The sequence below is a fragment of the Klebsiella sp. CD33 genome (assembly GCF_051992865.1).
GTDB classification, from domain to species: domain Bacteria; phylum Pseudomonadota; class Gammaproteobacteria; order Enterobacterales; family Enterobacteriaceae; genus Klebsiella; species Klebsiella pneumoniae.
In genome coordinates this window covers 797,665-811,048 of record NZ_CP197023.1, presented here as the reverse complement: position 1 = coordinate 811,048, position 13,384 = coordinate 797,665, and the positions used below count along the sequence as shown (strand labels likewise).

General features: G+C 56.1%; 13 protein-coding genes and 1 pseudogene. 8 read left to right on the top strand and 6 right to left on the bottom strand.

Features of this window, described 5'->3' with window-relative positions; genetic code table 11:
• The first annotated feature begins 4 nt into the window (after positions 1-4).
• From ACR809_RS04035 to ACR809_RS04025, 3 genes are all read left to right on the top strand, one after another.
• Positions 5-439 (top strand): fimbrial protein, encoded by a 435-nt coding sequence (locus tag ACR809_RS04035; protein WP_126438424.1) that lies wholly within the window; start codon positions 5-7, stop codon positions 437-439.
• 62 nt (positions 440-501) lie between these two features.
• The gene (locus tag ACR809_RS04030; protein ID WP_122051061.1) at positions 502-1,221 is read left to right on the top strand and encodes a FimD/PapC N-terminal domain-containing protein; all 720 of its coding nucleotides are present in this window, start codon (positions 502-504) and stop codon (positions 1,219-1,221) included.
• A 21-nt stretch (positions 1,222-1,242) separates the two neighbouring features.
• The gene (locus ACR809_RS04025) at positions 1,243-2,211 is read left to right on the top strand and encodes an IS5-like element IS903 family transposase (RefSeq protein ID WP_074187230.1); all 969 of its coding nucleotides are present in this window, start codon (positions 1,243-1,245) and stop codon (positions 2,209-2,211) included.
• A 58-nt stretch (positions 2,212-2,269) separates the two neighbouring features.
• Here the strand turns inward: ACR809_RS04025 and ACR809_RS04020 are convergent.
• A pseudogene (locus ACR809_RS04020) lies at positions 2,270-2,812 on the bottom strand (LysR family transcriptional regulator); the annotation flags it as partial.
• Positions 2,813-3,023: 211 nt separating this feature from the next.
• On the opposite strand from ACR809_RS04020, the gene ACR809_RS04015 reads away from it, so the two are divergent.
• From ACR809_RS04015 to idi, 4 genes are read left to right on the top strand one after another with little or no spacing between them, the layout of a single operon-like run.
• Positions 3,024-4,517, top strand: a complete 1,494-nt coding sequence (locus tag ACR809_RS04015; RefSeq protein ID WP_108452516.1) for a UbiD family decarboxylase — start codon at positions 3,024-3,026, stop codon at positions 4,515-4,517.
• Between the two features lie 11 nt (positions 4,518-4,528).
• Positions 4,529-5,107: a UbiX family flavin prenyltransferase gene (locus ACR809_RS04010; RefSeq protein WP_025712483.1), complete on the top strand. Its 579-nt coding sequence runs from the start codon at positions 4,529-4,531 to the stop codon at positions 5,105-5,107.
• Positions 5,108-5,119: 12 nt separating this feature from the next.
• Positions 5,120-5,836, top strand: a complete 717-nt coding sequence (locus tag ACR809_RS04005; RefSeq protein WP_025712484.1) for a DUF554 domain-containing protein — start codon at positions 5,120-5,122, stop codon at positions 5,834-5,836.
• Positions 5,837-5,889: 53 nt separating this feature from the next.
• Positions 5,890-6,444, top strand: a complete 555-nt coding sequence (gene idi / locus ACR809_RS04000) for an isopentenyl-diphosphate Delta-isomerase (protein ID WP_002916298.1) — start codon at positions 5,890-5,892, stop codon at positions 6,442-6,444.
• A 234-nt stretch (positions 6,445-6,678) separates the two neighbouring features.
• On the opposite strand, the gene lysS is transcribed toward idi, so the two are convergent.
• The 5 genes from lysS to xerD form a co-directional block, all read right to left on the bottom strand.
• Positions 6,679-8,196: a lysine--tRNA ligase gene (lysS, locus tag ACR809_RS03995; RefSeq protein WP_002916299.1), complete on the bottom strand. Its 1,518-nt coding sequence runs from the start codon at positions 8,194-8,196 to the stop codon at positions 6,679-6,681.
• Positions 8,197-8,205: 9 nt separating this feature from the next.
• A protein-coding gene (gene prfB, locus ACR809_RS03990) for a peptide chain release factor 2 (RefSeq protein ID WP_095858446.1) occupies positions 8,206-9,304 on the bottom strand; the annotation gives its coding sequence in 2 pieces (ribosomal slippage) (positions 8,206-9,228 and positions 9,230-9,304; 1,098 coding nt in all).
• An 85-nt stretch (positions 9,305-9,389) separates the two neighbouring features.
• Complete coding sequence (gene recJ, locus ACR809_RS03985) at positions 9,390-11,123, bottom strand: single-stranded-DNA-specific exonuclease RecJ (protein ID WP_108452515.1); 1,734 nt, start codon at positions 11,121-11,123, stop codon at positions 9,390-9,392.
• 5 nt (positions 11,124-11,128) lie between these two features.
• Entirely contained in the window at positions 11,129-11,842 is a 714-nt protein-coding gene (dsbC, locus tag ACR809_RS03980; RefSeq protein WP_004174456.1) for a bifunctional protein-disulfide isomerase/oxidoreductase DsbC, read from the bottom strand.
• A gap of 22 nt (positions 11,843-11,864) precedes the next feature.
• The gene (gene xerD / locus ACR809_RS03975) at positions 11,865-12,761 is read right to left on the bottom strand and encodes a site-specific tyrosine recombinase XerD (RefSeq protein ID WP_004144729.1); all 897 of its coding nucleotides are present in this window, start codon (positions 12,759-12,761) and stop codon (positions 11,865-11,867) included.
• Between the two features lie 100 nt (positions 12,762-12,861).
• Here xerD and fldB point away from each other — a divergent pair, with 100 nt between their 5' ends.
• Positions 12,862-13,383: a flavodoxin FldB gene (gene fldB / locus ACR809_RS03970; protein WP_004144730.1), complete on the top strand. Its 522-nt coding sequence runs from the start codon at positions 12,862-12,864 to the stop codon at positions 13,381-13,383.
• Position 13,384 lies beyond the last annotated feature (1 nt).

Genomic DNA, 13,384 nt, shown 5'->3' with positions numbered 1-13,384 from the left:
CAATATGACGGGCAGTATCATTGACACCGCTTGTGCTATTGCAATGAGCGATCAGCATCAGGCGGTGGAATACGGAACTAAAACCACGGGTGAGATGATCCATGATGGTCAGGGGCCTGTTCTTTCGTTCCGTATCCACTTGATTAGTTGCTCGCTGTCCCCCTTGTTGCAGGGACATAAAGATTGGTCATGGTTTACGGTAACTTTTGACGGCAAGCATGACGACGAATATTTCGGCGTGACGGGCGCAGAGGGGGTTGGGATACGAGTATCAGATCAAATTGGTAATGTTGCGCAGCCCGGTGTAGCTATGCCTCCTCAACCGCTTAGTCCAGGTGAACAGATATTACATTACCGTTTTCAACTCGTAAAAGATCATCATCGAATGCGGGCAGGAAAATGGCATACAACAATACGCTTTAAAGTTGATTACAACTAGAACTCTTCTGGAAATTAAATTTATCAATTTAGCGTTCATGATGGACCGGGGTAAACTTTCTTATGATGCGACTTAGCCAATTAGCTCGCCTGGTGAGCATTCTGCTGGGGTCATACGCCTGTCAGATGGCTTGGTCTGCAGAAGAGGCCATACAATTCAATACTGACGTAATGGATGTTAAAGACCGAAGCAGTATCGATTTGAGTCAATTTTCCCGAGCAGGATATCTCATGCCTGGAGAATATCCCTTAACGTTAAGGTTAAATAAAATTGAACTGGCGGAGCATATTATCTCTTTTATTCCTCCGGATAATGACCCCAAAGGTTCTGAGGTTTGCCTGACACCATTTATAGTAAAAACGCTTGGAATAAAAGAAGAGCTAAAAGATAAGTTAATCTGGTGGCATAACAATCAATGTCTGGGTTTAGAATCGCTGGAAGGCATGACTGCCACGGCCGATCTGGGTTCAGGGATATTATACCTGAACATTCCTCAGGCATATCTTGAATATACGGCAGATAATTGGGATCCCCCTTCTCGCTGGGATGAGGGTATTTCTGGTTTGTTATTTGATTATAATCTTAATGCGAGCAATGTCCGTCAGCAAAAAGGCAGTTCACAACAGTCGATAAGTGGGAATGGTACTACGGGATTAAACCTGGGGCCATGGAGATTTCGGGCAGACTGGCAAGGGGATTACGAACATACCGGCGGGCCAGCACGTAATACCCGGCAGAATTGGGAATGGAGCCGTTTTTATCTTTATCGGGGGCTTTGTTGAATAAATCGAACTTTTGCTGAGTTGAAGGATCAGATCACGCATCCTCCCGACAACACAGACCATTCCGTGGCAAAGCAAAAGTTCAGAATCACCAACTGGTCCACCTACAACAAAGCTCTCATCAACCGTGGCTCCCTCACTTTCTGGCTGGATGATGGGGCGATTCAGGCCTGGTATGAGTCGGCAACGCCTTCATCACGGGGAAGGCCCCAGCGCTATTCTGACCTTGCCATCACGACTGTGCTGGTCATTAAACGCGTATTCAGGCTGACCCTGCGCGCTGCGCAGGGCTTTATTGATTCCATTTTTTCTCTGATGAACGTTCCGCTACGCTGCCCGGATTACAGCTGTGTCAGCAGGCGGGCAAAGTCGGTTAACGTCAGTTTCAAAACGTTCACCCGGGGTGAAATCGCGCATCTGGTGATTGATTCCACCGGGCTGAAGGTCTTTGGTGAAGGCGAGTGGAAAGTCAAAAAGCATGGCCAGGAACGCCGTCGTATATGGCGAAAGTTGCATCTGGCAGTTGACAGCAACACACATGAAATCATCTGTGCAGACCTGTCGCTGAACAATGTGACGGACTCAGAAGCCTTCCCGGGTCTTATCCGGCAGACTCACAGAAAAATCAGGGCAGCATCGGCAGACGGCGCTTACGACACCCGGCTCTGTCACGATGAACTGCGGCGTAAGAAAATCAGCGCGCTTATCCCTCCCCGAAAAGGTGCGGGTTACTGGCCCGGTGAATATGCAGACCGTAACCGTGCAGTGGCTAATCAGCGAATGACCGGGAGTAATGCGCGGTGGAAATGGACAACAGATTACAACCGTCGCTCGATAGCGGAAACGGCGATGTACCGGGTAAAACAGCTGTTCGGGGGTTCACTGACGCTGCGTGACTACGATGGTCAGGTTGCGGAGGCTATGGCCCTGGTACGAGCGCTGAACAAAATGACGAAAGCAGGTATGCCTGAAAGCGTGCGTATTGCCTGAAAACACAACCCGCTACGGGGGAGACTTACCCGAAATCTGATTTATTCAACAAAGCCTCATAGGGGTTGGAAGGCGGCTGCGACAGACATTTTTTATTAATGACCGCTACCAGTTTAATGGGGTCGAAGGAGATATAATCGAAGCCTTCGCTGCGATAAGGCCGCTGTATTAATGCCAGGTCGATAGCACCTTCATTTAATAATGTTTCCAGATGACTTGAGTCGGTCACCGAGATATTTATCGCGGTCTCAGGGTTGCGCCGATAGAGCTCCATTAATAAAGGCTGGAAATAATTCTGATACAGATGAGTTAAGCCAATACGTACTTCCACACGGGCCTTTTGCGCAATATCAGCCGTCTCGCGGGCAGTATCCTCAACCTGGCGTAAAATTTCACAGCCTTTCCGATATAAGAAATACCCCGCTTCCGTCGGTTCAATGCGGTTGCCGCGGCGCTCGAAAAGCGAAACCTGCAGCTCTTCTTCAAGCTCCTGAATCCGCTTGCTGAGCGGTGGTTGCGCCATGTTGAGCGACTTCGCCGCCTGACTCACCGAACCGTGTTCCACTACCCGGCAAAAATAGCGTAAGCGTTTAAGATCCATGACCGACCTCAGTAATTATCTTCCGGGCAGTATCACACTAACGCTGAGAAATAAAAAGCCGCGTCAAATTCACCATATTGATTAATTGTTCATTAACATTTTTTTAAAACCAACTTTTTTGATCTACTGAGCATCCGGTAAACGGTATTTGTTTAATTTATCGAAGAAAAATATTGTGCGCTTAGCAAAATTGCTTTTCAAAGGAACACTCATGGCAAACTCAGATAAAAAAACACCGTCACCGGTACATGATTTACGTTCGGCTCTGGCGCTGTTAAAAACGCTGCCGGGCGAATATGTTGAAACCGATACCGAAGTCGATCCCCATGCCGAACTCTCCGGCGTTTACCGCTACGTGGGCGCCGGCGGCACCTGCCAGCGTCCAACACGCAAGAACGGCCCGGTCATGGTCTTTAACAAAATTAAGGGCTTCAACGATATCAGCGTAGCCATCGGTCTGAACGGCTCGCGCCAGCGCGTTAGCCAGTTCCTGCAGTGTGAGCCGGCAAAACTGGGTCATCTGCTGAAAGATTCCGTTGAAAATGCTATTGCCCCTACCATGGTGCAGGGCGCGGCGGTATGCCAGGAAGTGGTTCATCTCGCCAGCGATGCTGATTTCGATCTGCGTAAACTGCTGCCTGCGCCAACCAACACCGAAGAAGATGCCGGCCCGTATATCACCATGGGCCTGTGCTACGCCTCCGATCCGCAAACTCGTGAATCCGATATCACCATTCACCGCCTGTGTGTTCAGAGCCGCGATGAGCTTTCAATGTGGCTGACGCCGGGTCGTCATATCGATGCCTTCCGCATGAAAGCTGAAGCGGCGGGCCAGCCGCTACCTATTTCGATCAGCATCGGCGTGGATCCGGCTATCGAAATCGCCGCCTGCTTTGAGCCGCCGACTACCCCGCTGGGTTTCAACGAGCTAAGCATCGCCGGCGCGCTGCGTGGCCGTGCGGTGGAGATGGTACAGTGTAAAACCATTAATGAAAAAGCCATCGCTCACGCCGAAATCGTTATTGAAGGCGAGCTGCTGCCGAACGTGCGCGTGCGTGAAGATCAAAACACCCATACCGGCCGCGCGATGCCGGAGTTCCCGGGCTATACCGGCGAAGCGAAAGAGGCGATTCCGGTCATTAAAGTCAAAGCCGTCACCCATCGTATCAACCCCATCTGGCGCACCACCGTCGGGCCAGGCGAAGAACATGTCAACATGGCCGGGATCCCGACCGAAGCCAGTATTCTCGATATGGTAGAACGCGCCATGCCGGGCAAATTACTCAACGTCTTCGCCCACTCGGCAGGCGGCGGCAAGCTGCTGGCGGTGCTGCAATTCAAAAAGTCGTCTCCAGCCGATGAAGGCCGCCAGCGCCAGGCGGCGCTCCTGGCGTTCTCTGCCTTCCCTGAGCTGAAGCATGTCATTCTGGTGGATGAAGACGTTGATATTTTCGATAGCGACGACGTGCTGTGGGCGATGCAAACCCGCTACCAGGGTGATGTCGATACCGTAATGATCCCGGGCGTACGCTGCCATCCGCTCGACCCGTCGCAGGTGCCAGAATACAGCCCGAGCGTGCTGCAGCAGGGAATGTCGTGCAAAACCATTTTCGACTGCACCGTACCGTTCCATCTGAAACACAACTTTGAGCGCTCTAAGTTCAAAGCGGTTGATGTAAAACGTTTCCTGCCGGACTTCGAATAAGGGCGATGACCATGACACCACGCATCATCATTGGCATTAGCGGCGCTTCCGGGTTCCAGTACGGCGTCAAAGCGCTGGAACTTTTGCGGCCACTGGCGGTAGAGGTTCATCTGGTGGTCTCCAAAGGCGCGGAAAAAACCTGCGAGCTGGAAACGGATTACCGCTTAGACGACGTGATGGCGCTGGCTGACGTGGTACATCCCATCAACCATCTGGGCGCGTCCATCTCCAGCGGCTCGTTTAAAACGCTGGGGATGTTAGTCGCCCCCTGCTCGATGCGGTCATTGGGCGCTATCGCCCATTGTCTCACCGATAATCTGCTTACCCGCGCGGCGGACGTAGTGCTCAAGGAACGCCGACGGCTGGTGCTGCTGGCGCGCGAGACGCCGCTTAATCTCGGCCATATACGCAATATGGCGGCGGTGACCGAGATGGGCGGCATCATCTTTCCGCCGGTGCCCGCGCTCTATCAGCGTCCGCAAAGCGCAGATGACATTATTACCCATAGCGTAAACCGCGCGCTTGACCTGTTTGGCCTGGAGGTCAATAACATCCCACGCTGGGGTGAGGGCGAGCTGCATTACGCATAACAGGAACTCGCAATGTTAATTGGTCCGTATGTAAATGGTTCCGCCGTGATTATCGGCGGATTAATTGGCGCAATGGCCGGAGGCAAACTTCCGGAACGCGTCAAAACAGCTCTGCCGATGACCTTTGGTCTCTGCTCCGTCGGCCTGGGGATCACCCTGGTGCTGAAGGTGAAATATATGCCGGCGGTAGTGCTGGCGATGGTACTCGGCGCTTTCCTTGGCGAACTGTTGCACCTGGAAAAACGTATCGGTCGCGCGGCGGGATCAACGCGTGGGTTGATTAATAAAGTCCTGCCCCCCGTTCAGGGATTAGGTCACGAAGAGTTCACCGAAAAATTCGTGGCTATTTTGGTCCTGTTTTGCGCCAGCGGTACCGGTATTTTTGGTGCCATGACCGAAGGTATGAGCGGCGATCCATCGATCCTGTACATTAAAACGATCCTCGATCTGTTTACCGCCGGGATCTTCGCGACGCTGCTGGGCTACGCGGTGATGACCATCGCTATCCCGCAGATTGTGATTCAGGTGGCGCTGGCGATGCTGGCAGTGTTTATTCTGCCGATGATCACCCCGTCAATGATGGCGGATTTCTCCTGCGCCGGTGGATTGCTGATGGTGGCCACGGGATTACGCATCTGCAACATTAAGCTTTTCCCGGTCGCCAACATGCTGCCAGGGCTTGTTTTGGTAATGCCTTTCTCCCATTTATGGGCTACCCTAGTGGCCTGAGTACATGACCCGGCGGGTTTGTGCCGGGTCATTTTTTATTTTCAGGAGTCGTCATGGCCGGGGAACACGTCATTTTGCTGGATGAGCAGGATCAGCCTGCCGGTATGCTGGAGAAGTATGCCGCCCATACGTTTGATACCCCTTTACATCTCGCGTTTTCCTGCTGGCTGTTTAACCAGCAGGGTCAGTTGCTGGTCACTCGCCGTTCGTTGGGCAAAAAAGCCTGGCCCGGGGTATGGACCAACTCGGTCTGCGGACACCCCCAGCAGGGCGAGACCTTCGAGCAGGCCGTCACGCGCCGCTGTCGCTTCGAACTCGGTGTGGAGATCTCTGATATCGCGCCGGTTCACCCGGCCTTCCGCTACCGGGCGGTCGCCCCAAACGGTATCGTTGAGAACGAAGTGTGCCCGGTATATGCCGCGCGCGTGGTAAGCGAAGTGCAGCCTAACGACGATGAAGTCATGGACTATCAGTGGGTTGACCTGGCAACCATGTTAAGCGCGCTGGCCGCCACGCCGTGGGCGTTCAGCCCGTGGATGGTGCTGGAAGCGGAAAATCGGGACGCCCGCCAGGCGCTGACCGACTTTGTTGCGCGTCTGCGCGGGTAAGCTGACTATTCTCCAGGCCAGGCGCAGCCCTGTGCCTGTCATTAATGCCTGGCGGCGCTACGCTTGCACAGGCCTACGGTTCTGCGCCATTGCGTAGCCCGGATAAGGCGTTTACGCCGCCATCCGGGATCCCCGGCTTGCGCTGCGCTGAGCCAGGCTACGCCAGCCTTAGGACCTCACATCAGACATAAAAAAACCCGGCAAGCCGGGTTTTTTGCTTTTCGCGAAGGGCGATTATTTCTGCGGACGCATCGCCGGGAACAGAATAACGTCGCGGATGGTGTGGCTGTTGGTGAACAGCATGACCATACGGTCGATACCGATACCCAGACCAGCGGTCGGCGGCAGGCCGTGTTCCAGCGCGGTGACATAGTCTTCGTCATAGAACATTGCTTCGTCGTCGCCTGCGGCTTTCGCATCAACCTGATCCTGGAAGCGCTGCGCCTGGTCTTCGGCGTCGTTCAGCTCGCTAAAGCCGTTACCGATCTCACGGCCGCCAATGAAGAATTCAAAGCGGTCGGTGATTTCCGGGTTGACGTCGTTACGGCGCGCCAGCGGAGAAACTTCCGCCGGGTATTCGGTGATGAAGGTCGGCTGGATCAGGTGCGCTTCCGCCACTTCTTCGAAGATCTCGGTCACGATACGGCCCAGACCCCAGCTCTTCTCCACTTTGATGCCGATAGATTCAGCGATCGCTTTCGCGGAATCAAAGTTATCCAGATCCGCCATCTCGGTTTCCGGACGGTATTTCTTGATCGCTTCGCGCATGGTCAGTTTTTCAAACGGCTTGCCGAAGTCGAACACCTGGTCGCCGTAAGGCACTTCGGTATTGCCGAGGATGTCCTGCGCCAGGGTGCGGAACAGAGATTCGGTCAGCTCGATCAGATCTTTGTAATCCGCATAAGCCATGTAGAGTTCCATCATGGTGAACTCTGGGTTATGACGAACGGAGATCCCTTCGTTACGGAAGTTACGGTTGATCTCGAAGACGCGTTCGAAGCCGCCAACCACCAGACGCTTGAGGTACAGTTCCGGCGCGATACGCAGGTACATGTCCAGATCCAGCGCGTTATGATGGGTGATGAACGGACGCGCGGAAGCGCCGCCCGGGATCACCTGCATCATCGGGGTTTCTACTTCCATAAAGCCGCGGCCAACCATGAACTGACGGATGCCCGCCAGGATCTGCGAACGCACTTTGAAGGTCTTACGAGATTCATCGTTGGAAATCAGGTCCAGGTAACGCTGACGGTAACGCGCTTCCTGATCCTGCAGGCCGTGGAATTTGTCCGGCAGCGGGCGCAGAGCTTTAGTCAACAGACGCAGCTCGGTGCAGTGGATAGAGAGCTCACCGGTTTTGGTCTTGAACAACTTACCGCGGGCGGCGATGATGTCGCCGAGGTCCCACTTTTTGAACTGGTCGTTATAAACGCCTTCCGCCAGGTCATCACGCGCCACGTACAGCTGGATGCGGCCGCCTACGTCCTGCAGGGTCACGAAGGACGCTTTACCCATGATACGACGGGTCATCATGCGGCCAGCAACGGCCACTTCAACGTTCAGCGCTTCCAGCTCTTCGTTTTCTTTGCCATCGAAGTCAGCGTGCAGTTGGTCAGAGGTATGGTCACGACGAAAATCGTTCGGGAATGCGACGCCCTGCTCACGCAGCGCAGCCAGCTTCTCGCGACGGGTTTTCAGTTCATTATTAAGGTCAATTGCCGCGTCAGCGCCCTGTGCTTGTTGTTCAGACATGTTGGTTCCTCATAACCCTGCTTTCAAACTTGCTTCGATAAATTGGTCCAGGCTGCCGTCGAGCACCGCCTGAGTGTTGCGGGTTTCCACCCCGGTACGCAGATCTTTAATACGCGAGTCATCCAGCACGTAAGAGCGGATCTGGCTGCCCCAGCCGATATCGGACTTGTTGTCTTCCATCGCCTGCTTCTCGGCATTTTTCTTCTGCATCTCCAGTTCATAAAGCTTTGCTTTCATCTGCTTCATGGCCTGGTCTTTGTTCTTGTGCTGCGAACGGTCGTTCTGGCACTGCGTCACCAATCCGGTCGGGATATGGGTAATACGCACCGCGGATTCCGTACGGTTAACGTGCTGACCACCGGCGCCGGAGGCGCGGTATACGTCAATGCGCAGGTCGGCCGGGTTAATTTCGATATCGATATCGTCTTCCACTTCCGGGTAAACGAACGCGGAGCTGAAGGAGGTATGACGGCGGCCGCCGGAATCGAACGGGCTCTTACGCACCAGACGATGAACGCCGGTTTCCGTACGCAGCCAGCCGTAGGCGTAATCGCCAATGATCTTAATGGTCACGGATTTAATCCCCGCGACTTCACCTTCGGATTCTTCGATGATTTCGGTCTTAAAGCCGCGCGCTTCCGCCCAGCGCAGGTACATGCGCATCAGCATGCTGGCCCAGTCCTGGGCTTCGGTGCCGCCGGAACCGGCCTGAATGTCAAGGTAGCAATCGGCGCTGTCGTATTCGCCGGAGAACATGCGGCGGAACTCAAGCTGCGCCAGCTTCTCTTCCAGGGTATCCAGCTCGGCGACGGCTTCGTTAAAGGTCTCTTCGTCGTCCGCTTCCACGGCCAGATCCAGCAGGCCGGCAACGTCTTCCAGCCCCTGGGACATCTGATCCAGGGTATCTACGATGGCTTCCAGGGAAGAACGCTCTTTACCCAGCGCCTGGGCGCGTTCGGGTTCGTTCCACACGTCCGGCTGTTCCAGCTCGGCGTTTACTTCTTCGAGACGCTCTTTCTTGGCATCGTAGTCAAAGATACCCCCTAAGAACGTCGGAGCGCTCCGTGAGGTCCTGAATGCGGTTTTTTACCGGATTTATTTCAAACATGGTCGGTTTCTTTTAATGGATTTGTCAAAATGCGGTGATAAGAGCGGAATTCTACCGGATTCGCGCCCTTATTCCTACACTGTTGTCAATTTGGCCAGAGGTGATCGATGATCAGCTGCAGGCTACGGTTGCCGCGGAACTCGTTGATGTCGAGCTTGTAGGCTAACTGGACTTCACGCACGCCGTTATCCGGCCAGATGGAAGTATCAACGTTGAAGGCGATACCGTCCAGCAGCGGCCCGCCGTCAACCGGTTCGACCATCACCTTCAGGTGACGCTCGCCCACCAGCCGCTGCTGCAGCAGGCGAAAATGACCGTCAAACAGCGGTTCCGGGAACATCTGCCCCCACGGCCCGGCGTCGCGCAGCATCTGTGCCACTTCCATGCTCATCTCCGCCGCCGCCAGCGGGCCATCGGAAACCACCTCGCCCTGCAACAGCGCAGGATCCAGCCATTCGGTCACCAGCTCGCCGAAGCGCTGTTGAAACTCTTCAAAACGCGCCTCCTCCAGCGATAAGCCCGCCGCCATCGCGTGGCCGCCGAACTTCAGGATTAGCCCGGGATAAAGCGTATCAAGGCGCTCCAGCGCATCGCGCATATGCAACCCCTGAATGGAACGACCGGAGCCTTTCAGCGTGCCGTCGCCGGTAGGCGCAAAAGCGATAACCGGGCGATGGAAGCGCTCCTTAATCCGCGAGGCGAGAATGCCGACTACCCCCTGATGCCATTGCGGATGGTACATCGCCAGCCCGCCGGGCAGGGTATCGGCGCTGCGCTCCAGCTGCTGACAGAGCGTTAGCGCTTCCGCCTGCATCCCCTGCTCAATCTCTTTGCGCGTCTGATTAAGCGCATCGAGCTCGTTGGCCAGCACCCGCGCTTCGCCGATGTTGTCGCACAGCAGCAGCGCGACGCCGACCGACATGTCGTCCAGCCGTCCCGCCGCGTTCAGGCGCGGCCCGAGGGCGAAACCGAGGTCGCTGGCCGCCAGCTTTTGCGGATCGCGGTTGGCAATTTCCAGCAGCGCCTTAATACCGGGCCGACATTTGCCGGCGCGAATGCGGCTTAACCCCTGCCAGGTGAGGATACGGTTGTTAGCATCCAGCGGCACGACGTCCGCGACGGTGCCAAGCGCCACCAGATCCAGCAGCTCGGCAAGGTTCGGCGCGGGGATGCCGCGAGCGTCGAACCAGCCTTTATCGCGCAGAAAAGTGCGCAGCGCCAGCATCAGATAAAACGCCACGCCCACCCCGGCCAGTGATTTTGACGGGAAGTCGCAATCGCGCAGGTTGGGATTAACGATAGCTTCCGCCGCCGGCAGCGTCTCGCCCGGCAGATGGTGATCGGTCACCAGCACCGGGATCCCCAGCGCATGGGCATGATCGACGCCGGCATGGGACGAGATCCCGTTGTCGACGGTCATGATCATCTGCGCGCCGCGAGCATGGGCCTGATCGACCACTTCCGGGCTTAAACCGTAGCCGTCTTCAAAGCGGTTCGGCACCAGATAGGAGACGTTGCCGTAACCCAGCGCTCGCAGGGCCAACACGCTGAGCGCGGTGCTGGTGGCGCCGTCGGCGTCAAAATCACCGACCACCACGATGTGCAACCCTTTCTGGAACGCGTCATGCAGCATCTCGACCGCTTTTTCAACGCCGGTGAGCTGCGTCCAGGGGAGCATGCCTTTGACGCTGCGCTCCAGCTCCTGCGCGCTGCGCACCCCGCGGCTGGCATATAGCCGCTGCAGCAGCGGCGGCAGGTCGGCGGGGAGTTCGACGCCGTCAACCGCCTCGCGGCGGCGTAGTTGTATCTGTTGTTTCACGCGAATCAGTTACCGCTTGTCTGTTTTTTGTGCTCATCGAGGAACGCCTTCAGCTCTTTCGGCCCCTGATAGCCCGGCAGCACCATGCCGTTACTGAGGACCATCGCCGGGGTGCCGTTGACGCCCATCTGCACGCCGAGGGTGTAATGTTTGGCGATATCTACGCTGCAGCTCGCCGGCTGCACGCCTTTACCATTCATGGCGTCATCCAGCGCTTTGTTGCGATCTTTCGCGCACCAGATGGCCTTCATGTCCTGCTCCGCCTGGCTTTGCAGACCCTGGCGCGGGAAAGCCAGATAGCGCACGGTGATCCCCAGCGCGTTGTAGTCGCTCATCTGCTCGTGCAGTTTATGACAGTAGCCGCAGGTAATATCGGTGAAGACGGTGATGACGTGCTGCTCCTTCGGCGCTTTGTAGACAATCATCTCATTGCTCAGCGCGTTCAGCTTACCCAGCAGCAGCTGGTTGGTGACGTTGACCGGCTGCGCGCCGCTCACGTCGTACATCGGCCCCTGGATGATATGTTTGCCGTCGTCGGTCACGTACAGCACGCCGCTGTCGGTCAGCACCGTGCTCATCCCGGAAACCGGCGATGGTTGAATATCGGTGCTCTGCACACCCAGCTTCGCCAGCGACTGTTTAATTGCCGCGCTATCGGCGTGCGCCGTTCCTGAAAGGGAGGCCGCCAGCAGGGTGAACATCAATAAACCTTTTTTCATACTCAGTCCTTTTGTTCAGCACTCACGCCCGCGGGTGGTGCTGTTGATGAAGTTGTCGCAGACGCTCGGTCGCCACGTGGGTGTATATCTGCGTGGTGGAGAGATCGCTGTGTCCTAACAGCATCTGCACCACGCGCAGATCGGCGCCATGATTGAGCAAATGCGTGGCGAACGCATGGCGTAACACGTGCGGGGAAAGCTTTTCGCTGTCGATCCCCGCCAGTACGGCATAGTGTTTAATCCGGTGCCAGAAGGTCTGGCGCGTCATCTGCTGGGCGCGCTGGCTGGGAAATAAGACATCCGACGCCACGCCGTTCAGCAGCCAGGGGCGACCATACTCGAGGTAATTTTCCACCCACAGTACCGCCTCTTCCCCCAGCGGCACCAGCCGCTCTTTGTTGCCTTTTCCCACCACCCGCAGCACGCCCTGCCGCAGGCTGATGTCGCTCATCGTCAGCCCCACCAGCTCCGAGACGCGCAGGCCGGTGGCATACAGCACCTCCAGCATCGCTTTATCGCGCAATTCCAGCGGCTGCTCCACCAGCGGCGCCTGCAGCAGGCGCTCAACCTGCGCCTCACTGAGATCTTTTGGCAGCCGCTGCGGTAGCTTCGGCGAGGCCAGCAGCGCGCTGGGATCGTCCGGGCGAATTTTTTCCCGGTACAGATGCTGGAAAAAACGGCGCACGGCGCTCAGCAGGCGCGCGGTGCTGGTGGCTTTGTAGCCGCCGGACTGCCGCTCAGCCAGCAGCGCCTGCAGATCGTCGCTGCCAACGCTTGCCAGCGACAGGCCGCGATGGTGCAACCACTCAACTAACATCGTCAAATCGCGACGGTAGGCGCTGAGCGTATTCTCCGCCAGGTTGCGCTCCAGCCAAAGGGCATCGAGAAACTGTTCGATTAGTGCCAGATCCTGTTTCACATCGGCCTCTTTGTTCGTTAAACGCTCTCATTATGCCTTAAGAGGACGCCTTTCTGGTACACTGCCCGCCATTCACGGCAAGAATAGAGATGTTTACGCGATGAATATAGGTCTGTTTTACGGCTCCAGTACCTGCTACACCGAAATGGCCGCGGAGAAAATCCGCGATATCATCGGCCCCGAGCTGGTGACGCTGCACAATCTGAAAGATGACTCCCCCGCGCTGATGAGCCAGTACGACGTACTGATCCTTGGCATCCCGACCTGGGATTTCGGCGAAATTCAGGAAGACTGGGAAGCGGTCTGGGATCAGCTGGACACCCTGAACCTCGAGGGAAAGATCGTCGCGCTGTACGGCATGGGCGATCAGCTGGGCTACGGCGAATGGTTCCTTGACGCGCTCGGCATGCTGCATGACAAGCTGGCGACCAAGGGCGTGAAGTTTGTCGGCTACTGGCCAACCGAAGGCTATGAGTTCACCAGCCCGAAACCGGTGATCGCCGATGGCCAACTGTTCGTTGGCCTGGCGCTGGATGAAACCAACCAGTACGACCTGAGCGACGAGCGCATCCAGAGCTGGTGCGAGCAGATCCTCGGCGAAATGGCCGAACACTTTTCCTGAC

Coding starts and splice junctions, on each gene's coding strand:
- ACR809_RS04035 (WP_126438424.1), top strand. CDS start 5: ATGACGGGCAGTATCATTGACACCGCTTGTGCTATTGCAATGAGCGAT.
- ACR809_RS04030 (WP_122051061.1), top strand. CDS start 502: ATGATGCGACTTAGCCAATTAGCTCGCCTGGTGAGCATTCTGCTGGGG.
- ACR809_RS04015 (WP_108452516.1), top strand. CDS start 3,024: ATGGCAAACTCAGATAAAAAAACACCGTCACCGGTACATGATTTACGT.
- ACR809_RS04010 (WP_025712483.1), top strand. CDS start 4,529: ATGACACCACGCATCATCATTGGCATTAGCGGCGCTTCCGGGTTCCAG.
- ACR809_RS04005 (WP_025712484.1), top strand. CDS start 5,120: ATGTTAATTGGTCCGTATGTAAATGGTTCCGCCGTGATTATCGGCGGA.
- idi (WP_002916298.1), top strand. CDS start 5,890: ATGGCCGGGGAACACGTCATTTTGCTGGATGAGCAGGATCAGCCTGCC.
- lysS (WP_002916299.1), bottom strand. CDS start 8,196: ATGTCTGAACAACAAGCACAGGGCGCTGACGCGGCAATTGACCTTAAT.
- dsbC (WP_004174456.1), bottom strand. CDS start 11,842: ATGAAAAAAGGTTTATTGATGTTCACCCTGCTGGCGGCCTCCCTTTCA.
- fldB (WP_004144730.1), top strand. CDS start 12,862: ATGAATATAGGTCTGTTTTACGGCTCCAGTACCTGCTACACCGAAATG.